The sequence below is a fragment of the Arthrobacter sp. Z1-9 genome, from assembly GCF_054792695.1.
In genome coordinates this window covers 2,966,705-2,985,683 of sequence record NZ_CP096456.1, presented here as the reverse complement: position 1 = coordinate 2,985,683, position 18,979 = coordinate 2,966,705, and the positions used below count along the sequence as shown (strand labels likewise).

Here is an 18,979-nt window from a genome sequence, read left to right as displayed (position 1 = left end):
AAATGGCAGTAGGATCCAAGGATCTGGCTCCCGCACAGCTGGACGGTTTCGACAACGAGCGTCTCGTTGAAGAACTCCGCAAGGCCAAGGAAGAGCTGTTCAACCTGCGTTTCCAGTCCGCCACCGGACAGCTGGAGAACCACGGTCGTCTGCGCGCGGTAAAGAAGGACATCGCCCGCATCTACACCGTTCTCCGTGAGCGCGAGCTGGGCATTCGTGCCGAGGTTGCCGCACCGGTTGTGGAAGCCAAGGAAGAAAAGAAGTCCAAGAAGGCAGCAACCAAGAAGGCCGACAAGGCTGAAACGGTTGAGACCGAGGAGGATGCCAAGTGAGTGAAAAGGACGAGAACGTGACCGAAACTGCTACCGCAGCCACGGCTGAGCAGCGCGGTTACCGCAAGACGCGTCGCGGCTACGTGGTCTCTGACAAGATGGAAAAGACCATCGTTGTCCAGGTTGAAGACCGCGTGAAGCACGCCCTGTACGGCAAGGTCATCCGCCGTACCTCCAAGGTCAAGGCCCACGACGAAGAGAACACCGCCGGCATCGGCGACCTCGTTGTCATCGCCGAGACCCGTCCGCTGTCCGCCACCAAGAACTGGCGGCTCGTGGAGATCCTCGAGAAGGCCAAGTAGCACCTGCTGCTTCGGTATCCGGAAGCCCCTGCTCCCTTTTGGGAGCGGGGGCTTCTGCGTTAACAGCCGCACCGCCCGCCGTCCGTCTTGCCTCCGGCGCTCTCTCACTTAACGCGCTAAATTGACTGACGCTCCATCGCTTAACGCACTAAATCGACTGACGCTCCATCACTTAACGCACTAAATCGACTGACGCTCTCTCACCTCCCGTTCCGGGGCGGCGGGAGGTGGTGGGGCGTTGCTTGAAAGAGTGCGGGAGGTGGTGGGGCGTACGACGGCGGTGCGTCGGCTTCCTGGGGGAGTGGCACCCAAGGCGGGCCGAAAGGCTGCCGTGCGTGGCGCCGTCGTCGTCTTGCGGGGGAGCGCCGGCGGTGATATGGGGATGGGCGGAAAACGTGCTAGGATATTGAGTTTGTATGGCGCCTTTAGTGTGCCGACATCAACCTCGTAAACAAGCGTGCCACGGCATAGTGCCCCCTTGCGCCCAGGATCTCCTGGACCGGATGGGAGCAACTGCTTCTGGCACGGGCGTTTAGGCCTGGTCTGGCAAAATCCAGGCAGGTCAAGAGACACCCCGATCAACCGTTCCGCAAGGCTCATTCCGTAGGAAGATTTTCGGTCTGAGAACCGGCGCGACGCAAGGAGTAAATAGTGATTCAGCAGGAGTCGCGACTCAAGGTCGCCGACAACACGGGTGCTAAGGAAATCCTTACCATTCGCGTTCTCGGTGGATCCGGACGTCGCTACGCAGGCATCGGTGACGTCATTGTCGCCACCGTCAAGGATGCAATCCCCGGCGGCAACGTAAAGAAGGGCGATGTTGTTAAGGCAGTCATCGTCCGTACCAAGAAGGAACGCCGCCGTGCGGATGGTTCCTACATCAAGTTTGACGAGAACGCAGCTGTGATCCTGAAGGGTGACGGTGACCCCCGCGGTACCCGTATCTTCGGACCGGTTGGTCGTGAACTGCGTGACAAGAAGTTCATGAAGATCGTTTCTCTGGCTCCGGAGGTGCTCTAGTCCATGGCTGCAAAGATCAAGAAGGGTGACCTCGTTCAGGTCATCACTGGCGCCAAGGCTGAGCGCGGCGGCGACCGCGGCAAGCAGGGCAAGGTCCTGCGCGTGTTCACCGACACCAACCGAGTGTTGGTTGAAGGCATCAACCGCGTAACCAAGCACACCAAGGTCGGTCAGTCGCAGCGCGGCACCAAGACCGGTGGCATCGAGGTTGTTGAAGCCCCGATCCACATCTCCAACGTGGCACTGGTTGACCCGTCCACCAAGAAGCCCACCCGCGTTGGCTTCCGCACTGAGACCGTTGAGCGTAACGGCAAGCAGCGCGAAGTCCGCATCCGCGTGGCCAAGAGCTCAGGGAAGGACATCTAATGACTGAGACTCTCGAGACTCCGGCAACGAAGATCGTTCCTCGTCTGAAGACCAAGTACGCCGAATCCATCAAGAGCACGCTCATTGAGGAATTCAAGTACGAAAACGTCAACCAGGTTCCGCGCCTCGTGAAGGTCGTTGTGAACATGGGTGTTGGAGATGCCGCCAAGGACTCCAAGCTGATCGACGGCGCCGTCCGCGACCTCACCCAAATCACCGGCCAGAAGCCGCAGGTAACCAAGGCCCGCAAGTCCATCGCACAGTTCAAGCTGCGCGAAGGTATGCCCATCGGTGCACACGCTACCCTGCGTGGCGACCGCATGTGGGAATTCCTGGACCGTCTGGTCACCCTCGCACTGCCCCGTATCAGGGACTTCCGTGGTCTCTCCGGCAAGCAGTTCGACGGTAACGGCAACTACACCTTCGGTCTGACCGAGCAGGTTATGTTCCACGAGATCGACCAGGACAAGATCGACCGCGTCCGCGGTATGGACATCACGGTTGTCACCACTGCCAAGACCGATGACGAAGGCCGTGCGCTGCTCAAGGCGCTTGGTTTCCCGTTCAAGGCCGAAGACTAATCTAACTACGTAAAAGGTCCGGCGGTCCGGCTTCGAACAGTATCCCTGTAGAAGCAAGTCCGCGGAAACCGTTATGAGGAAGGGCAAGAGCCCACAATGACAATGACAGATCCTGTCGCAGACATGCTTACGCGTCTGCGCAATGCAAACTCGGCATACCACGATTCCGTGTCCATGCCGTACAGCAAGCTCAAGGCACGCGTTGCTGACATCCTCAAGGCCGAAGGCTTCATCGCCGGCTGGAAGGAAGAAGACGCTGAGGTTGGCAAGAAGCTGACCATCGAGCTCAAGTTCGGACCGAACCGCGAGCGTTCAATCGCTGGTGTTCGTCGTATTTCCAAGCCGGGACTGCGCGTTTACGCAAAGTCCACCAACCTGCCGCACGTGCTGGGTGGCCTGGGTGTCGCAATCCTGTCCACCTCTTCCGGCCTCCTGACTGACAAGCAGGCCGGCAAGAAGGGCGTGGGCGGCGAAGTCCTCGCTTACGTCTGGTAACGGGAAAGGAAGAGAATAATGTCACGTATTGGACGTCTCCCCATCACCGTTCCTGCCGGCGTTGAGGTCAAGGTTGACGGCTCTGTCGTCAGCGTCAAGGGTTCCAAGGGCGAGCTGAACCACACTGTGGCCAGCCCGATCGAGGTCACCCTGGATGCAGATACCCTGACTGTCGCCCGCCCGAACGACGAGCGCGCCTCCCGTTCACTCCACGGCCTGACCCGCACCCTGATCTCCAACATGATCGAGGGCGTTACCAAGGGCTACGAGAAGAAGCTTGAAATCGTCGGTACCGGTTACCGCGTTCAGGCCAAGGGATCTGACCTTGAGTTCGCTCTCGGTTTCAGCCACCCGGTCAATGTCTCCGCACCGGAGGGCATCACCTTTGCAGTTGAGACCCCGACCAAGCTCTCTGTTTCAGGTATCAACAAGCAGCAGGTCGGCGAGGTTGCTGCCAACATTCGCAAGCTGCGGAAGCCGGACCCCTACAAGGGCAAGGGCATCCGTTACGCCGGCGAAGTCATCCGCCGCAAGGTCGGAAAGGCTGGTAAGTAACCATGGCCATCTCAATTAACAAGAAGCGTACGAACAAGAGCAAGTCTGCCCAGCGCAGCCGCCGCCAGCTTCGTATCCGTAAGCGCATCTCCGGTACAGCTGTACGTCCTCGTCTGGTCGTCAACCGTTCCGCACGCCACGTATTCGTCCAGGTTGTCGATGACACCAAGGGCCTGACCGTAGCGAGCGCCTCCACTCTGGAAGCCGACCTTCGTGCATTCGACGGCGACAAGACTGCCAAGGCCAAGCGCGTTGGCGAACTTGTCGCAGAGCGTGCCAAGGCTGCCGGTATCGAAGCTGTTGTCTTCGACCGCGGTGGTAACAAGTACCACGGCCGGATCGCCGCCGTCGCTGACGGTGCACGTGAAGGTGGGCTGTCACTGTGACGGAAGCAAACAAGGAAAAGGACACTGTGTCTGCAGATCAGAAGGCTACTGAAGCCGTAGCTGCCGCTGAGACCACTGCCCCCGCAGCTGCCGACGACCGCCGTGGTGGCGCTCGTCGCGGTGAGCGTGGCGACCGTGGCCAGGGCCGCGGCGACCGTGGTGGCCGTGGCGGCCGCGACGGCGGCCGTGAAGCCGAGAAGAGCCAGTTCGTAGAGCGCGTTGTCACCATCAACCGCGTCTCCAAGGTGGTCAAGGGTGGTCGTCGCTTCAGCTTCACCGCCCTGGTCGTCGTCGGTGACGGCAACGGCATGGTCGGCGTTGGCTACGGCAAGGCTAAGGAAGTTCCTGCCGCAATCGCGAAGGGCGTTGAAGAGGCCAAGAAGTCCTTCTTCCGCGTTCCCCGCGTTGGCAGCACCATCCCGCACCGCGTCCAGGGTGAGGCTGCTGCAGGCGTCGTTATGCTGCGTCCGGCTTCCGCTGGTACCGGTGTTATCGCCGGCGGTCCGGTCCGTGCAGTACTGGAGTGCGTGGGCATCCACGACATCCTCTCCAAGTCGCTCGGTTCCTCCAACGCCATCAACATCGTTCACGCGACCGTTGATGCCCTGAAGCGCCTCGAAGAGCCGGCAGCAGTGGCAGCACGCCGCGGCCTGCCCCTCGACGAGATCGCTCCGCCGGCACTGGTGAAGGCTCTCCTGAATTCGAAGGCGGGTGTCTAGTTATGGCTAAGAACCTGATTCCCTCCGACGCCCAGTTGGAGATCACTCAGATCAAGTCCGCCATTGGCGGCAAGCAGAACCAGCGCGACACCCTGCGGTCCCTCGGCCTGAAGCGGATCGGGCACACCGTTGTCCGCACCGCCGACGCCGTCACCGTGGGAATGCTCAACACGGTTCCGCACCTGGTACAGGTAGAGGAGGCGAAGTAAATGGCAGAGAACACTGCTGACAAGGCACAGAGCGCCGCTGCTGAGAAGCAGAACGCCCTGAAGGTTCACCACCTGCGTCCCGCCCCGGGTGCCAAGACCGCCAAGACCCGCGTTGGTCGTGGTGAAGGCTCCAAGGGTAAGACCGCCGGTCGTGGCACCAAGGGTACTGCAGCCCGCTACCAGGTCAAGGCTGGCTTTGCCGGCGGCCAGCTGCCGCTGCACATGCGCCTGCCGAAGCTTCGCGGCTTCAAGAACCCGTTCCGGGTTGAGTTCCAGGTTGTAAACCTGGACAAGCTCAACGAGCTGTTCCCGGAAGGTGGCGCAGTCACCGTGGAGAACCTGGTCGAAAAGGGTGCCGTTCGCAAGAACCAGCCCGTCAAGGTGCTGGGCACCGGCGACATCACCGTCAAGGTTGACGTCACCGCCCACGCATTCTCGGCCAGCGCCGCTGAAAAGATTGCTGCAGCAGGCGGAAGCACCACCGCTCTCTAGAGCCGGTGGGTGCCAAGCCCGTTGTTGAACTCCCGGTCCCCGGGGCCCAGGCCCCGGAGACCGGGAGTTTTTCATATCCGCCGGGCGTATTTTTCCCGCCACCCGCCGCATGCGCGCTTTCCCGGATTGTTCGCATGGCGCATCCAACCGTTAGACTCGGTTGTTGGGATTTATAGATCCCCATCACACCACTTATTAACACCACCAGGAGGACGCTTGCTTAGCGCATTTGGCCGGGCCTTTCGCACGCCTGATCTGCGACGCAAGTTGTTGTTCACGCTGGGAATCATCACCATCTTCCGCTTGGGTGCTTTCATTCCCTCGCCAGGTGTGGACTACCAGAATGTCCAGCAATGCTTGCAGAACGGTCAGACCGCAGGCGGCCTGTACCAGCTCGTTAACCTGTTCAGCGGCGGCGCGTTGCTCCAGGTGTCCATCTTCGCCCTCGGCATCATGCCGTACATCACGGCAAGCATCATCGTCCAGCTGCTCCGGGTGGTCATTCCCCGGTTCCAGCAGCTCTACGAAGAGGGCGCGTCCGGGCAGTCCAAGCTGACCCAGTACACGCGGTACCTCACCATCGCGCTGGGACTGCTGAACGCCACCACGCTGGTTTCCCTGGCGCGGTCCGGGCAGCTTCTGCCCGGCTGCAACCTGCCGATCATCCCGGACAGCAGCGTCATCACCACCATCCTGATCATCATCACGCTGACGGCCGGCACCGGCCTGATCATGTGGATGGGCGAGCTCGTCACCGAGAAGGGCGTGGGCAACGGCATGTCCCTGCTCATCTTCACGTCCATTGCAGCGACGTTCCCCACCTCCCTCGGCGCCATCTGGAGCTCGCAGGGACCCGGAACGTTCTTTATGGTCCTCGCCATCGGCCTGCTGACGGTGGCCCTGGTGGTCTTCGTTGAGCAGTCCCAGCGCCGCGTGCCGGTGCAGTACGCCAAGCGGATGATCGGCCGCCGGACCGTGGGAGGTACCAGCACGTACATCCCCATCAAGGTCAACATGGCCGGCGTTATCCCGGTGATCTTTGCATCCTCCATGCTGTACCTGCCGGGCCTGATCTCACAGTTCAACCAGCCCCGGCAGGGCGAACCGATCCAGCCGTGGGTGGAATGGATCAACAACAACCTGGTCCGCGGTGACCAGCCGATCTACATGGTGCTGTATTTCGCCATGATCGTTTTCTTTACCTACTTCTACGTCGCGATCACCTTCAACCCTGAAGAGGTCTCGGACAACATGAAGAAGTACGGCGGCTTCATTCCAGGTATCCGGGCGGGGAAACCGACCGCTGACTACCTGCAGTACGTGCTTTCCCGGATCACCCTGCCCGGTGCCCTCTACCTGGGCTTCGTGGCGCTGATTCCGCTGGTGGCACTGGTGCTGATCAACGCTAACCAGAACTTCCCGTTCGGTGGCACCTCGATCCTGATCATGGTGGGCGTTGGCCTGGAGACCGTCAAGCAGATTGATGCGCAGCTACAACAACGTCACTACGAAGGGCTTTTGCGATGACGAGAATGCTGATTATTGGACCTCCCGGTTCCGGAAAAGGAACGCAGGCAGAGCGGATCTCGGAGCGCCTCGGCGTTGTGGCGATCTCCACCGGCGACATCTTCCGTGCCAATGTAAAGGGCGAGACCCCGCTTGGCATCGAAGCCAAGAAGTACATGGACAACGGCGACTTCGTTCCGGACAGCGTGACCAACAAGATGGTGCGCGACAGGCTCAGCGAGTCCGACGTCGAAACCGGCTTCCTGCTCGACGGGTACCCCCGCACCACGGCGCAGGTGGACTACCTCGATGAGATCCTCGCCAAGGGCGAAGAGAAGCTCGACGTCGTCCTGCAGCTGACTGCCGACGACGAGGAACTGGTCCACCGGCTCCTCGGCCGGGCCAAGGAAACGGGCCGGAGCGACGACAACGAAGCCGTTATCCGCCACCGCCTGGACCTGTACCACGAGCAGACCGAAGCCGTGGTGGCCAAGTATGCCGAGCGCGGCATCCTCACCCAGGTCGACGGGATCGGCCCCATCGACGAGGTCACGGACCGCGTCATGCAGGCCATCAAAGCCGCACAGGCAGCCTGATTCAGGCAAAGCATTTCCGAGGCTCCTCCCGGTAAACGGGAGGAGCCTCAGCCATTTGAAAGGAATCACCATGGCCTTTGGCCAGCCCCGCATCGAATACAAGACCAACGCCCAGATGCGCACCATGCACGAAGCAGGCCTGGTCCTGAGCCGAGCCCTGGACGCCGCCGTCGCAGCAGCCGTCCCCGGAGTCACCACCAAGCACCTGGACGACGTGTTCGCTGCTGTCCTGAACGAAGCCGGCGCAAAGTCCAACTTCCTCGGCTACCACGGGTTCCCCGCCACCATCTGCACCTCCGTGAACGAGGAAGTGGTCCACGGCATCCCGGGCAGCCGGGTGCTCCGCGACGGCGACATCATCTCCATCGACGGCGGCGCAATTGTGAACGGCTGGCACTCGGACTCGGCGCGGACAGTCATTGTTGGCACCGCAGACCCCGAAGACCAGCGCCTCTCCGACGTCACCCGGGCAGCCATGTGGCGGGGAATTGCTGCGCTGGCCACCGGCAAACACGTGGGCGACATCGGCGCGGCCATCGACGACTACGTATCCTCCGTGCCGGGCAAGCCGCTGGGCATCCTCGAGGACTATGTGGGCCACGGCATCGGTTCCGAAATGCACATGCCGCCGGACGTGCTCAACTACCGTACCAGCCACCGCGGCCCCAAAATCCGTCCCGGCCTTTGCCTGGCGATCGAGCCCATGCTGGTCCGGGGCAGCATCGACACTGCAGTGCTGGATGACGACTGGACTGTTGTCACCACGGACGGCAAGCGCTCCTGCCAGTGGGAGCACTCGGTGGCGGTGCACGAGAAGGGCATTTGGGTGCTGTCAGCGCCCGACGGCGGCGCGGAGCACCTGGTGCCCCTCGGCGTCACCCCCGTCCCGATCCCGTAGGTTCCGCTCGCCCAGCCCAACCAGGTAGCGCCAAGTGTCCTTTTGACCCTTCAAAACGACACTTGGCGCTACTTAGTTGGGGGAGGGGGAACAATGGGTGCCATGGGAGCAATCACCGACGTGCCCGGGATCAGGGTTGGCCACGTACAGAAGACCGACGCCGGGTGGCTGAGTGGTGTAACGGTGGTCCTGCCCCCGCCCGGCACGGTCGGGTCAGTGGACGTCCAGGGCGGCGGACCGGCCACCCATGAAACGGATGCGCTCGACCCCACCACGCTGGTCAGCGCTGTGGACGCCGTGGTGCTTACCGGCGGCAGCGCCTACGGGCTGGCTTCCGCGGCCGGCGCCCAGCGCTGGTGCGAGGAAAACAACCGGGGATTCGCGGTGCCCGGGGGAGTGGTCCCCATCGTCCCGGCAGCCGCGATCTTCGACCTTGGCCGCGGCGGCGACTTCTCAGCACGTCCGACGGCGGACATGGGTTACGCCGCAACTGCCGCCGCCGCTGCCGAGAAGGACGGGCACGACGTCGGACGCGGCAACGTGGGTGCCGGCACCGGAGCGTTGCTGGCTCGAACCTATAAAGGGGGAGTGGGCACGGCGTCCGTCACCCTGGATAACGGAGTGGTGGTGGGGGCCATTGCTGTGGTGAACGCGCTGGGTCTGCCGTTTGACCAGACCAGACCTGCAGTATCAGCGCCGGTGAAAGCAGCCACCACAACGAACACCACGTTGGTCGTTGTGGCTACGAACGGAGCCCTGGACGTGGCCGAGTGCAAGCGGACTGCAGCTGCTTCACATGCCGGAATCGCGAGGGCGCTCAATCCGAGCCATACCCTGGGCGATGGGGATACTGTCTTTTGCCTCGCAACCGGGGCCGTCCCATTGGACCGCAGTGATGAAGCTCCCCGGCAGATCAGTCTCATCACGCTGCAAAGCGCGGCAGCCGACGTCGTACGGCTGGCAATCCTCGACGGCGTAGCCAGCGCGGAAGCCGTGAGCACTCCGGCCGGCGATTATGGTGCGTACCGCGCTCAGTAGGTTACTATTGCCGATTTAACTTTTGCAGCGATACGGAGTAGTGTTGTTTGTTGGTTGTCTGGACTGCCACGCCCTTTTGGGGCCTGGAACTGACAATCGATCCAACAAAAACGTTCGTGGTCATGCCCGGTGCAATCCGGCAGGACTGCGGCAACAACAGTTAGCGGAGGGTATGGCCAAGAAGGACGGGGTCATTGAGATCGAAGGCGTTGTGACCGAGGCGCTGCCTAACGCGATGTTTCGCGTTGAGCTCACCAACAAGCACATCGTACTGGCACACATCTCTGGAAAGATGCGTCAGCACTACATCAGGATTCTCCCTGAGGACCGCGTAGTGGTGGAGCTGAGCCCGTACGACCTCACCCGTGGTCGTATCGTCTACCGCTACAAGTAAATTGCTGGGCGGCTTCAGTGCGAACTGATGGCCGCTCCAGTTGACCAACTGTTACACGCAAAGGAATGCCATGAAGGTCAAGCCGAGCGTCAAGCAGATCTGCGAAAAGTGCAAAGTGATCCGCCGTAATGGCCGGGTCATGGTGATCTGCGAGAACCCGCGCCACAAGCAGCGCCAGGGCTAATTTCCCTTCATCGGGAAATCCTGGGTTGCTAACCCACGCAAGTAAATAAAGGCAGCACAAGCTGAACTGGGACGTATGAGTCCGGACAGCTAACCCCCGGTCGGAGGCTGGGGCCGTACAGAACGTGCGGGTGTACTGCCTACGACCTCCGGTTTATCAAGGAGTACTGCCACTATGGCTCGTCTCGCTGGCGTAGACATTCCCCGCGAAAAGCGGCTGGAAATTGCGCTTACTTACATCTACGGCGTGGGCAAGACCCGTGCACACGAAACCCTGGCTGCCACTGGCATCAGCGCTGACGTCCGCGTTAAGGACCTCACCGATGCCCAGCTGGTTGAGCTGCGTGACTACATTGAAGGCAACTACAAGGTTGAGGGTGACCTTCGCCGCGAAGTAGCAGCTGATATCCGCCGCAAGGTTGAAATCGGCAGCTACGAAGGTATTCGCCACCGCAAGGGCCTGCCAGTGCGCGGACAGCGTACGAAGACGAACGCACGTACCCGCAAGGGTCCGAAGCGCACCGTTGCAGGCAAGAAGAAGGCTCGTTAAATCCTCCGGGATTGACGCGTCTTCCCCCAATAAATTTCTGTAGGAGAAAAAATGCCCCCGAAGACTCGTGGCGCGGTTCGCAAGCCGCGTAAGAAGGACAAGAAAAATATCGCGCTTGGCCAGGCGCACATCAAGAGCACTTTTAACAACACCATCGTTTCCATCACGGATCCGAACGGCGCTGTTATCTCTTGGGCTTCCTCAGGTGAGGTTGGCTTCAAGGGCTCGCGTAAGTCCACTCCGTTCGCTGCCCAGATGGCTGCCGAAGCCGCTGCCAAGCGCGCTCAGGAGCACGGCATGCGCAAGGTTGACGTTTTCGTCAAGGGACCGGGATCCGGACGCGAGACCGCGATCCGTTCACTGCAGGCCGCAGGCCTCGAGGTTGGCTCCATCTCGGACGTCACCCCCGCTGCGCACAACGGCTGCCGCCCGCCGAAGCGCCGCCGCGTCTAAGGCTTTCCACGCCGCATGAGCTTGCCCGGACCGTCGATGGTCCGGGCAAGCCCAGCGCGTTAAGTCTTCAGACCGAATTTCCACCACCTGTGTTGCGTCATATAGCGGATGCTCGCCGAAAGGAAACCTAAGTGCTCATTGCACAGCGCCCCACCCTCTCCGAAGAGGTAGTTTCAGAAAACCGTTCGCGTTTCATCATTGAACCGCTGGAACCGGGCTTCGGCTACACCCTCGGAAACTCCCTCCGCCGTACCCTGCTCTCCTCCATCCCCGGTGCTGCTGTAACCAGCATCCGGATCGATGGCGTGCTGCACGAGTTCACCACGGTTCCCGGTGTCAAGGAAGATGTCACTGAGATCATCCTGAACATCAAGAGCCTCTCGGTTTCCTCCGAGCACGATGAGCCGGTTGTCGCTTACCTGCGCAAGCAGGGTCCCGGAGTCGTCACCGCCGCGGACATCGCTCCGCCGGCCGGCGTCGAATTCCACAACCCGGATCTGCACATCGCCACGCTGAACTCGAAGGGCAAGTTCGAACTCGAACTGACCATCGAGCGCGGCCGCGGCTACGTTTCGGCAGCTCAGAACAAGTCCGGCGACGCAGAGATCGGCCGTATCCCGGTCGATTCCATCTACTCGCCGGTGCTGAAGGTTACTTTCCGCGTGGAAGCAACCCGTGTTGAGCAGCGCACCGACTTCGACAAGCTGATTGTCGACGTCGAGACCAAGCAGGCCATCGCCCCGCGCGATGCTGTTGCTTCCGCAGGCACCACCCTGGTGGAGCTCTTCGGTCTGGCACGTGAGCTGAACACCGCAGCTGAAGGTATCGAGATCGGCCCGTCGCCTACCGACGCTGCCCTGGCAGCCGACATGGCCCTGCCGATCGAGGATCTGGACCTCACCGTCCGTTCCTACAACTGCCTCAAGCGTGAGGGCATCCACACCGTGGGTGAACTCGTTGCCCGCTCCGAGGCTGACCTGATGGACATCCGCAACTTCGGTGCCAAGTCCATTGACGAGGTCAAGGCAAAGCTGGTTGAACTGGGCCTGTCCCTCAAGGACTCGCCTCCCGGTTTTGACCTCGCAGCACGCGCCGCAGCAATCGAAGAGGACGACGCCGCCTTCGGCGACGACGAACTCTAAACCAGACCTTGGCCGGCGGGCAGGACACCATGGTGTGCCCGGCCCACGGCTTCCATTTGAGGAGAAACAATTATGCCTACCCCCACTAAGGGTCCGCGCCTCGGAGGCGGCCCGGCTCACGAGCGCCTCATGCTCGCGAACCTGGCAGCATCCCTGTTCGAGCACAAGCGGATCACCACCACGGTCACCAAGGCCAAGCGCCTGAAGCCGTACGCAGAGCGCCTGGTCACCTTCGCCAAGCGTGGCGACCTCGCTTCCCGCCGCCGCGTGCTCGGCCTGATCAGCAACAAGGGCGTCGTCCACGAGCTGTTCACCGACATCGCCCAGGCTGTGGAGAACCGCGACGGCGGCTACACCCGCATCACCAAGATCGGCAACCGCAAGGGCGACAACGCTCCCATGGCTGTCATCGAACTGGTTCTCGAGCCGGTTTCCGCCAAGCAGGCTGTAGTCGCTGAGGCTACCGCCGCTGCCAAGCGCGACGCTGACAAGGCTGCTCCGGTTGCCGAGGAAGCTCCTGAGGCTGAGGTTGCCGAGGCTCCCGCTGCTGAGGAAGCTGCTGAGGCTCCTGCTGACGAGGCTGCAACCGAAGAGGCGCCGGCCGCTGAGGAAGCTCCCGCAGCCGAGGAAAAGGACGCGAAGTAATTCGCTGATTTTCTTCGCATAGACTTAAGTCTATGAACGACCAAAAACCCGCGGCCCCCGTAATCGGGGGCGGCGGGTTTTTGCGTATCCGGCTTGATCTGTCGTACGACGGCGGCCCTTTCAGCGGGTGGGCCCTGCAGCCGGGCCGCCGCACAGTCCAAGGCGTCCTCGAGGAAGCCCTGCACCTACTCCTCCGGCGTGCAGTCCGCGTCACTGTTGCCGGACGCACCGACGCCGGTGTGCATGCCCGCGGCCAGGTGGTCCACCTGGACCTCACGGAAACCGAGTGGCTGGGCCTGCCGCGCGGGCACGAGCTGGATCCCGCCGTCGCCATGCTCCGCAGGATCCGCGGCGCCCTGAGCCGGGTGCTCGGCGACCTTACCGGGTCAGTGGAGGTCCACAGGATCTCGCTGGCGCCCCCCGGCTTCGACGCCCGCTTCTCGGCCCTGTGGCGGCGCTACAGCTACCGCATCGCCGACGGCCCCGCCCTGTGGGACCCGCTGGGCCGGTACTCCACCCTGTGGCACAAGAATCCGCTGGACGTCTCGCTGCTGAACGAGGGCGCTTCCAAGCTCCTCGGGCTCCAGAACTTCCTGTCCTTTTGCAAGCCACGTGAGGGTGCCACCACCATCCGTGAGCTCCAGCGTTTCGAGTTCGCCCGGGCGGAGGACGGCGTCATTGTTGCAACCGTCCAGGCCGACGCTTTCTGCCACAACATGGTGCGCGCCCTGATCGGTTCGGCCCTGTACGTGGGGGAGGGCGTGGAGGAGCCGGGCTGGCTCCACGAACGGCTGCTCGCCAGGAAGCGGGACGCCAAGTCCGTGCTGGCCGCCCCGCACCCGCTGGTGCTGGAGGAAGTGGCTTACCCGTCCGACGACGAACTTCTGGCCCGCGCCGAGCTCACCCGGGCACGGCGGGAGTATTCCCCACCCGCACCCTAGCCTCGCAAGCTCGGCCAGGGAACCCTGCGGGCGTGGGCCCAGTTAGAACGCGGGCGGCGGGCCCTCCGCGGGCAGGGTCAGCGTGAAGGTGCTGCCCTGGCCTTGCCCGCTGTTGCACGTGATGTGTCCGCCGTGGCGCTCCACGATGATCTTGGTGATGGACAGGCCCAGCCCGGCGCCGGCGATGGCCGCGCCCTTGGCGGACTCCGTCCGGAAAAAACGCTTGAAGACCCTGGTGGTGTCCTCGCTGCTGATCCCCATCCCCGTGTCGCTGACACTGAGCTGCACCCACTCGTTGCTGCTGCGGGCGCTGATGCTGACCCTCCCGCCGTCGGGGGAGTACTTGATGGCGTTCGACACCAGGTTGTCCAGGGCCTGTCCGATCCGGAGCGGGTCCGCGTAGGCCCACAGGGGCGAGGGGACGTCCGCGGTGAGCCGGATGTTCGCATGCTCCGCCAGGGCCTGGGCAGAGCCGATGCTGGTTTCCACCAGGCTGGCGAGGTCCGTCCGTTTGGGGTGGACATTAAGCGCGGCCGACGCTGATGCCGACAGGTCCGCGACGAGCGCCAGCAACCGCTCGGCGTTCCGCTGGACCACGAGCAGGCGCTGGGCCACCTGGGGCGACAGGGCGGCTACGTCGTCGAGCACCAGGTCCACATTGCCGATGATGGAGTTCAGGGGCGTCTTGAACTCGTGGGTCACGTTGGAGACCAGTTCGTGGTTTGCCGCCAGCGCCTCCACCCAGCCGGTGACATCGCTGTACACCACCACGGCGCCGGTCAGCCGGCCGTCCTCGCTGACCAGGGGCCGGGCCGCCGTCGACACCGCCCGCTGCTCCGCTCCCTCTCCGGCCCACACTAGGTAATCGGCGAAGGACTCCCCGGCGATGGCGCGGCTGATGGGTCGTTTCTCCGGCGGTAGCAGGGTTCGTCTGTCCTGCCCGAAGATCAGCTGGTGGCCCTGGCCGGGCACGGCGTCGTCGGCCCCTGTTGCCCGGCGGAAGTTCCGCTGCCGGTCGTTAGCCACGAGGAAGTGGCCGGAGCGGTCGACGGCGGCAATCCCGACGTCGGTGGCGTCCAGGACCGTCTGGAGCAGCTTTTCACGCTCCCGGCTCTCGCGGAGCAGCTGCCGAAGCTCCTTGTCCTTCTGGGCCAGTTCGCGCTGCTGCAGCCGGACGTGCACGCTCGCGAACCTGATGGCCAGGGACACGGAGAGCATCATGAGGGGGAAGAGCAAGGTGGTGGTGATGTCCGAAGGCGTCAGGTTGGGGAACCGTCCGGCCAGCGAGGGAACCATGATGAGCATGGGGCCAAAGAAACTGAGGACGAGGCTGCTCCGGGCAAGCATGCCCGAGGCGGAGAGCCAGATCACCGGGAACACCGCCAGCACGGCAAGTCCCGGCAGAAGGGGAGCCGCGCCGTTCCGGAGCAAGCCAATCGCGACGAAGTCGAGGATGGGGACCAGCAGGTAGGGGCGGTGGGTCAGCCGTTCCCAGGGGACCAGGAGGCAGCCGAGGAAGAGGATGCCGGAAAGGAAGACCCCGGCCAGGAAAAGCGGGCTGTGCAGCAGCGTGGGCCAGGCGAACGGGGTGGCGACCGCAAGTGCAGCCACGATCAAGGTCAGCGGCAGTTGGCACAGGGCCACCTGGGCCCGCGGCCCGAGCCGCTGGAAGAAGCGGGCGGGTCCGCGTGGGAAAAGCCGCTCAGCCATGACCCCGGCTAAGGCCAGGGTGGATCATCACCTGAATGTCCGCCGCCTGTGCGTCCGAATTCCTGCTCGGCAACGCGGCACATCCTTTCCGGCTCGTAATCCACATAGTTGTCATAATAATTGACTTTTCGAATGCAATGTTGAAACAGATGTCATCAGCACGGCTTACTTGTAGCGTATAAAGGGTTGGAGCGGGTATGGGCATTGGCGCTGGGCTAATGGGGGGCCATAACCGCCTGGCTCAGGGATATCAATGGACGATCTTGGTGTGGCTGTAGTAATCGAAGATGACGCCGACGTGCGCAACCTCCTCGAAGGGGTGTTGAGCCAAGCGGGCTTCGAGGTGCATACAGCGGTTGACGGGCGGGCTGGAGTGGAAGTGGTCCGGGACAAGCAGGCCAACGTGGTGACGCTGGACATCGGACTGCCGGACATTGACGGTTTCGAAGTGCTGCGGCGGATCCGCAATTTCAGCAACGCCTACGTGGTGATGCTGACAGGGCGGACTGAGGAGCCGGACCTGCTGTCCGCCCTCAATGCCGGTGCTGACGACTACATTGCCAAGCCTTTCCGTCCCCGGGAGCTAAGGGCACGGGTTGCGGCGATGATGCGCAGGCCCCGGCACGAGGTGAACGGGCAGACACCGGTGTCATCCGTGTGGGGAGCGGCGCCCGCTGCCGCTGTTGCTGCAGCCCGGCTGGAGGATTCCGCGGTCCTGCACCACAACGGCCTGGCGCTGAACCACCGGACACGCACGGTGGAGATCAACGGGGAGCCGCTCGGGCTGACGCGAAGCGAGTTCGATCTGCTCCACGTCCTCCTACGCGGTGGCGGGGCGGTCTGCACCCGGGCCGATCTTGTCCGGGCAGTCCGCGGCGATTTCTACGGCGAGGACACCTACATCAGCGAGGCGGACGAGCGGGCTGTTGAGGTCCACATCGGTAATCTGCGGCGAAAGCTGAAGGAGGATCCAGTCTCGCCGCGCTGGCTGCAGACGGTGCGGGGCGTAGGGTATCGGCTGGCGCCCGGCAACCAGGACACTGTCTAGGCCATTCGAAGCAACAGCCGGGCGCCGCCTGGGGAAGGCTAGCCGTTTTTGAGGATGTAGGTGGCCTGGAGTTCGGATACCGTCTGGCCGCCGTCCTGGGTAACCCGCTCCATCAGGGCCTGCCCCTGGCCGAAGTCGCCGCGGCGGATCAGTACTTCCAGGAGCTCGGCCAGTTTCGCCAGACGCATCCCGCCCACCATGGCGGAGCTGATCTTCAGGCTGATGGCGGCGTCGAGGGCCGATTCGCTGTCCTGGCTGTCCACCGCTGCCGCAAGCCTTGCGCAGCGCTGGTCCCACATCGCGGCGTAGTCGCGGGCGAAGCGCTGGGCGAGGCCGGAGCCGGCAAGTTCGTCTTCCAGCTCCTCCAGCACCGCCGCGTCAACGAGCGGCAAGAGCCCGGCTGCTTCCTGCGACGCGGAACCGGTAAGCGGTGCGATCCCGGGCTGCGGTGGATTCGCAGCTGCGCCCCTGTCGCTGGAGCCGGGATCTGGACTTTGCATTCTTCAAGGCTACTTCCTGGTAGTAGTCGGTTGTCCTATTTCGGGTGATCCTGTGTAAACCTTGAGACATCACTGCGGCAAAACCCATGCCCTCTATTGCCCGCTGAATGTCTCTATGGTGTTGATGACTGCCGGTCCGAGAATCGCAATAAAGAGAACCGGAAAAATGAAGAACAACAGCGGGAACAGGATCATTACCGGAAGCTTCATCGCTTTTTCCTCAGCGCGTTGGCGACGTTTTACTCGCATGACTTTTGCCTGAACGCGAAGGACCCGACTGATGGCGATGCCGTAGGTGTCCGCCTGGACCACGGCTTGAACGAAACTGCGTAGCTCCGGAACATTGGTGCGTTCAGCGAGGGCGAGGTACGACTCCCGGCGGCTGCGCCCCACCTGCATGTCCTGCAGGGTCCGTACCAGTTCCTCTGCAAGGGGGCCCTTGCCGTTCTCGCCGGCCCTGGCCATGGCACCTTCGAACCCGAGCCCTGCTTCAACCGAGATCAGCATCTGGTCGAGGGTGTTGGCCAGTTCCAGTTGCATGACCTTCTGCCGTTCCTGCCCCTTGCTGTACAGGAGCAGGTCAGGGATGAAGTAGCCCAGGATCAGGACGAACAGTCCCACGAGCTTGATGATCGGCGTCGTTCCGACAGAACTTAGCCACAGCCCAACGAGTCCGCCCACCAGACCGAGGGCAGGTTTGGCAGCGAGAACCCGGCCCAGCGGAAGGTTGGCGGGGCGGCCAGCCAGCGAAAGCAGGTGATCGAGTTTCTGGACATAAGCCGCCGGAGTGAGGCGGCGGCCGATTTTCTCAAGGGCGCCGCTGCCTGTCGTTTTTTCCTCTTCCGCCTGGTGGGCGCCGCGGGAGAGAATTTCGCGGGCGACGGCCTCGCCCTTTTTGTCCCTGGACAGCAGGGACCAGGCAAGGTAGGCGACCGGCAGGCAGATCATGAGGAGGCCGAGGATTAGCAGAGGATTCATCGTGTCCTCAGAACTTCAAGTCAATGATCTTGCGCATCCACAACCCACCGATTGTCATCATGATGATCGAGGCGATGATCATGATCCACCCGAGCACCGTGGAAACCATCTTGTCCATGTAGCCCGGACTGACCAGCATGAGCATCGCCACGATGCCTATGGGAAGGGCCATCAGGATGTAGGCGGAGAACTTTCCTTCCGCAGCGAGGGATTTGATGTGGCCCTTGATTTCGTTGCGCTCGCGGATGGTCTCGTTGACCTGGTCCAACACTTCAGCCAGGTTGCCGCCCACCTCCCGGTTGATCTGGATTGCCTGGCTGATCCACACGAAATCTTCACTGCGCATGCGTTCGGCAGTGTCGTTCAACGAAGTGAGGAGGTCCCGCCCCAAACTGGTTTCCGAAACAACGCGGCGCATCTCCTCAGAAGTAGGAGCCTGCGATTCATTCGCCGCTGCGTCGATGGCCCGGAGGACACTGTGTCCGGCGCGCAGGCTGCCCGAGAGTAACTGCAGGGTGTCACCCAACTGGTCATCGAACTTAATTCGTCTTTTGCCGGTGAGGAAGCTCAGCACCAGGTGGGCGACGAACGGCGCGGCTATCACCAGGAGGATGGCTAGGACGGGACCGGCAACGACGAGGCCCATCAGGGCACCCACGAAGGCGCCGATGATCACGAGGAGCAGGAAGTCCGCCTGGCTTAGGCGAAGTCCCGCGTTTTCGAGGGTCTCCCGGTCGAAGTAACGAAGATTCTTCTTGGCGAGGACACTTTCAATTCCTTGGACGGCTGATCCAGCGAAACGCGTCAGTTGGGAATCTGAATCCGTGCGGAATGGCCGACGGCGATCCAGCGGCACGGTAGGAGTGCGGGGGATCATTACAGCAACGCCTGCGACGGCGATAGCGGCGATCACCAGGATGATGCCAAACGTCAGGAACAC

General features: G+C 62.5%; 27 protein-coding genes. 23 read left to right on the top strand and 4 right to left on the bottom strand.

The genetic code is table 11. From position 1 onward, the window contains the following. Positions 1 to 2: 2 nt before the first annotated feature. The 22 genes from rpmC to M1D93_RS13715 all read left to right on the top strand — a co-directional run bounded on the left by rpmC (position 3) and on the right by M1D93_RS13715 (position 13,803). Entirely contained in the window at positions 3 to 332 is a 330-nt protein-coding gene (gene rpmC, locus M1D93_RS13820; RefSeq protein ID WP_163161897.1) for a 50S ribosomal protein L29, read from the top strand. Then, positions 329 to 634, top strand: coding sequence for a 30S ribosomal protein S17 (rpsQ, locus tag M1D93_RS13815; RefSeq protein ID WP_104042537.1), 306 nt, complete (start codon positions 329 to 331; stop codon positions 632 to 634). The genes rpmC and rpsQ overlap by 4 nt, the downstream gene beginning before the upstream one ends. Before the next feature lie 651 nt (positions 635 to 1,285). Next, the gene (gene rplN / locus M1D93_RS13810) at positions 1,286 to 1,654 is read left to right on the top strand and encodes a 50S ribosomal protein L14 (protein WP_009358299.1); all 369 of its coding nucleotides are present in this window, start codon (positions 1,286 to 1,288) and stop codon (positions 1,652 to 1,654) included. A 3-nt stretch (positions 1,655 to 1,657) separates the two neighbouring features. Then, complete coding sequence (rplX, locus tag M1D93_RS13805; protein ID WP_013601824.1) at positions 1,658 to 2,020, top strand: 50S ribosomal protein L24; 363 nt, start codon at positions 1,658 to 1,660, stop codon at positions 2,018 to 2,020. Beyond that, positions 2,020 to 2,601: a 50S ribosomal protein L5 gene (gene rplE / locus M1D93_RS13800; protein ID WP_066277862.1), complete on the top strand. Its 582-nt coding sequence runs from the start codon at positions 2,020 to 2,022 to the stop codon at positions 2,599 to 2,601. The genes rplX and rplE overlap by 1 nt, the downstream gene beginning before the upstream one ends. 96 nt (positions 2,602 to 2,697) lie before the next feature. After that, positions 2,698 to 3,096: a 30S ribosomal protein S8 gene (rpsH, locus tag M1D93_RS13795; protein ID WP_050054318.1), complete on the top strand. Its 399-nt coding sequence runs from the start codon at positions 2,698 to 2,700 to the stop codon at positions 3,094 to 3,096. Positions 3,097 to 3,114: 18 nt separating this feature from the next. Next, entirely contained in the window at positions 3,115 to 3,651 is a 537-nt protein-coding gene (gene rplF, locus M1D93_RS13790) for a 50S ribosomal protein L6 (protein WP_050054319.1), read from the top strand. A 2-nt stretch (positions 3,652 to 3,653) separates the two neighbouring features. After that, on the top strand, positions 3,654 to 4,037 hold the full coding sequence (gene rplR, locus M1D93_RS13785) for a 50S ribosomal protein L18 (protein WP_163161903.1): 384 nt from the start codon (positions 3,654 to 3,656) through the stop codon (positions 4,035 to 4,037). Then, a complete protein-coding gene (rpsE, locus tag M1D93_RS13780) occupies positions 4,034 to 4,756 on the top strand; it encodes a 30S ribosomal protein S5 (RefSeq protein ID WP_163161905.1) in 723 nt (240 codons plus the stop codon). Before rplR ends, rpsE begins: the two co-directional genes overlap by 4 nt. Positions 4,757 to 4,758: 2 nt before the next feature. Then, on the top strand, positions 4,759 to 4,965 hold the full coding sequence (gene rpmD, locus M1D93_RS13775; RefSeq protein WP_142038794.1) for a 50S ribosomal protein L30: 207 nt from the start codon (positions 4,759 to 4,761) through the stop codon (positions 4,963 to 4,965). After that, positions 4,966 to 5,457, top strand: coding sequence for a 50S ribosomal protein L15 (gene rplO / locus M1D93_RS13770; protein ID WP_163161909.1), 492 nt, complete (start codon positions 4,966 to 4,968; stop codon positions 5,455 to 5,457). 216 nt (positions 5,458 to 5,673) lie between these two features. Further along, positions 5,674 to 6,984, top strand: coding sequence for a preprotein translocase subunit SecY (gene secY / locus M1D93_RS13765; protein WP_461172064.1), 1,311 nt, complete (start codon positions 5,674 to 5,676; stop codon positions 6,982 to 6,984). Positions 6,985 to 6,989: 5 nt separating this feature from the next. Further along, positions 6,990 to 7,559: an adenylate kinase gene (locus tag M1D93_RS13760; RefSeq protein WP_461175023.1), complete on the top strand. Its 570-nt coding sequence runs from the start codon at positions 6,990 to 6,992 to the stop codon at positions 7,557 to 7,559. Positions 7,560 to 7,629: 70 nt separating this feature from the next. Then, entirely contained in the window at positions 7,630 to 8,457 is an 828-nt protein-coding gene (map, locus tag M1D93_RS13755) for a type I methionyl aminopeptidase (RefSeq protein ID WP_461172063.1), read from the top strand. Positions 8,458 to 8,559: 102 nt separating this feature from the next. Continuing rightward, positions 8,560 to 9,495 (top strand): P1 family peptidase, encoded by a 936-nt coding sequence (locus tag M1D93_RS13750; protein WP_461172062.1) that lies wholly within the window; start codon positions 8,560 to 8,562, stop codon positions 9,493 to 9,495. A gap of 172 nt (positions 9,496 to 9,667) precedes the next feature. Beyond that, a complete protein-coding gene (gene infA / locus M1D93_RS13745) occupies positions 9,668 to 9,889 on the top strand; it encodes a translation initiation factor IF-1 (RefSeq protein ID WP_009358723.1) in 222 nt (73 codons plus the stop codon). A 70-nt stretch (positions 9,890 to 9,959) separates the two neighbouring features. After that, complete coding sequence (gene rpmJ / locus M1D93_RS13740; RefSeq protein WP_009358722.1) at positions 9,960 to 10,073, top strand: 50S ribosomal protein L36; 114 nt, start codon at positions 9,960 to 9,962, stop codon at positions 10,071 to 10,073. Positions 10,074 to 10,247: 174 nt separating this feature from the next. After that, positions 10,248 to 10,622, top strand: coding sequence for a 30S ribosomal protein S13 (rpsM, locus tag M1D93_RS13735; RefSeq protein ID WP_028275004.1), 375 nt, complete (start codon positions 10,248 to 10,250; stop codon positions 10,620 to 10,622). A 51-nt stretch (positions 10,623 to 10,673) separates the two neighbouring features. Then, positions 10,674 to 11,075 carry a 30S ribosomal protein S11 gene (gene rpsK / locus M1D93_RS13730; protein ID WP_461172061.1) on the top strand — a complete coding sequence of 134 codons (402 nt, stop codon included), beginning with the start codon at positions 10,674 to 10,676 and terminating at the stop codon, positions 11,073 to 11,075. Positions 11,076 to 11,206: 131 nt separating this feature from the next. Then, positions 11,207 to 12,217 (top strand): DNA-directed RNA polymerase subunit alpha, encoded by a 1,011-nt coding sequence (locus tag M1D93_RS13725; RefSeq protein ID WP_013601812.1) that lies wholly within the window; start codon positions 11,207 to 11,209, stop codon positions 12,215 to 12,217. Between the two features lie 72 nt (positions 12,218 to 12,289). Then, a complete protein-coding gene (gene rplQ / locus M1D93_RS13720; protein ID WP_461172060.1) occupies positions 12,290 to 12,862 on the top strand; it encodes a 50S ribosomal protein L17 in 573 nt (190 codons plus the stop codon). A 32-nt stretch (positions 12,863 to 12,894) separates the two neighbouring features. Beyond that, on the top strand, positions 12,895 to 13,803 hold the full coding sequence (locus tag M1D93_RS13715) for a tRNA pseudouridine synthase A (RefSeq protein WP_461172059.1): 909 nt from the start codon (positions 12,895 to 12,897) through the stop codon (positions 13,801 to 13,803). A 42-nt stretch (positions 13,804 to 13,845) separates the two neighbouring features. Here M1D93_RS13715 and M1D93_RS13710 read toward each other — a convergent pair whose 3' ends face one another. Continuing rightward, positions 13,846 to 15,513 carry an ATP-binding protein gene (locus M1D93_RS13710; RefSeq protein ID WP_461172058.1) on the bottom strand — a complete coding sequence of 556 codons (1,668 nt, stop codon included), beginning with the start codon at positions 15,511 to 15,513 and terminating at the stop codon, positions 13,846 to 13,848. A 253-nt stretch (positions 15,514 to 15,766) separates the two neighbouring features. Here M1D93_RS13710 and M1D93_RS13705 point away from each other — a divergent pair, with 253 nt between their 5' ends. Further along, positions 15,767 to 16,561, top strand: a complete 795-nt coding sequence (locus M1D93_RS13705) for a response regulator transcription factor (RefSeq protein ID WP_461172057.1) — start codon at positions 15,767 to 15,769, stop codon at positions 16,559 to 16,561. A gap of 38 nt (positions 16,562 to 16,599) precedes the next feature. Here M1D93_RS13705 and M1D93_RS13700 read toward each other — a convergent pair whose 3' ends face one another. From M1D93_RS13700 to M1D93_RS13690, 3 genes are all read right to left on the bottom strand, one after another. After that, positions 16,600 to 17,061, bottom strand: coding sequence for an Hpt domain-containing protein (locus M1D93_RS13700; RefSeq protein WP_461172056.1), 462 nt, complete (start codon positions 17,059 to 17,061; stop codon positions 16,600 to 16,602). Between the two features lie 93 nt (positions 17,062 to 17,154). Next, positions 17,155 to 18,039, bottom strand: coding sequence for a type II secretion system F family protein (locus tag M1D93_RS13695; protein ID WP_461172055.1), 885 nt, complete (start codon positions 18,037 to 18,039; stop codon positions 17,155 to 17,157). 7 nt (positions 18,040 to 18,046) lie between these two features. Continuing rightward, on the bottom strand, positions 18,047 to 18,979 hold the full coding sequence (locus M1D93_RS13690; RefSeq protein ID WP_461172054.1) for a type II secretion system F family protein: 933 nt from the start codon (positions 18,977 to 18,979) through the stop codon (positions 18,047 to 18,049).

Coding starts and splice junctions, on each gene's coding strand:
- rpmC (WP_163161897.1), top strand. CDS start 3: ATGGCAGTAGGATCCAAGGATCTGGCTCCCGCACAGCTGGACGGTTTC.
- rplX (WP_013601824.1), top strand. CDS start 1,658: ATGGCTGCAAAGATCAAGAAGGGTGACCTCGTTCAGGTCATCACTGGC.
- rplE (WP_066277862.1), top strand. CDS start 2,020: ATGACTGAGACTCTCGAGACTCCGGCAACGAAGATCGTTCCTCGTCTG.
- rpsH (WP_050054318.1), top strand. CDS start 2,698: ATGACAATGACAGATCCTGTCGCAGACATGCTTACGCGTCTGCGCAAT.
- rplF (WP_050054319.1), top strand. CDS start 3,115: ATGTCACGTATTGGACGTCTCCCCATCACCGTTCCTGCCGGCGTTGAG.
- rplR (WP_163161903.1), top strand. CDS start 3,654: ATGGCCATCTCAATTAACAAGAAGCGTACGAACAAGAGCAAGTCTGCC.
- rpmD (WP_142038794.1), top strand. CDS start 4,759: ATGGCTAAGAACCTGATTCCCTCCGACGCCCAGTTGGAGATCACTCAG.
- rplO (WP_163161909.1), top strand. CDS start 4,966: ATGGCAGAGAACACTGCTGACAAGGCACAGAGCGCCGCTGCTGAGAAG.
- M1D93_RS13760 (WP_461175023.1), top strand. CDS start 6,990: ATGCTGATTATTGGACCTCCCGGTTCCGGAAAAGGAACGCAGGCAGAG.
- map (WP_461172063.1), top strand. CDS start 7,630: ATGGCCTTTGGCCAGCCCCGCATCGAATACAAGACCAACGCCCAGATG.
- M1D93_RS13750 (WP_461172062.1), top strand. CDS start 8,560: ATGGGAGCAATCACCGACGTGCCCGGGATCAGGGTTGGCCACGTACAG.
- infA (WP_009358723.1), top strand. CDS start 9,668: ATGGCCAAGAAGGACGGGGTCATTGAGATCGAAGGCGTTGTGACCGAG.
- rpmJ (WP_009358722.1), top strand. CDS start 9,960: ATGAAGGTCAAGCCGAGCGTCAAGCAGATCTGCGAAAAGTGCAAAGTG.
- rpsM (WP_028275004.1), top strand. CDS start 10,248: ATGGCTCGTCTCGCTGGCGTAGACATTCCCCGCGAAAAGCGGCTGGAA.
- rpsK (WP_461172061.1), top strand. CDS start 10,674: ATGCCCCCGAAGACTCGTGGCGCGGTTCGCAAGCCGCGTAAGAAGGAC.
- rplQ (WP_461172060.1), top strand. CDS start 12,290: ATGCCTACCCCCACTAAGGGTCCGCGCCTCGGAGGCGGCCCGGCTCAC.
- M1D93_RS13715 (WP_461172059.1), top strand. CDS start 12,895: ATGAACGACCAAAAACCCGCGGCCCCCGTAATCGGGGGCGGCGGGTTT.
- M1D93_RS13710 (WP_461172058.1), bottom strand. CDS start 15,513: ATGGCTGAGCGGCTTTTCCCACGCGGACCCGCCCGCTTCTTCCAGCGG.
- M1D93_RS13705 (WP_461172057.1), top strand. CDS start 15,767: ATGGACGATCTTGGTGTGGCTGTAGTAATCGAAGATGACGCCGACGTG.
- M1D93_RS13700 (WP_461172056.1), bottom strand. CDS start 17,061: ATGCAAAGTCCAGATCCCGGCTCCAGCGACAGGGGCGCAGCTGCGAAT.
- M1D93_RS13695 (WP_461172055.1), bottom strand. CDS start 18,039: ATGAATCCTCTGCTAATCCTCGGCCTCCTCATGATCTGCCTGCCGGTC.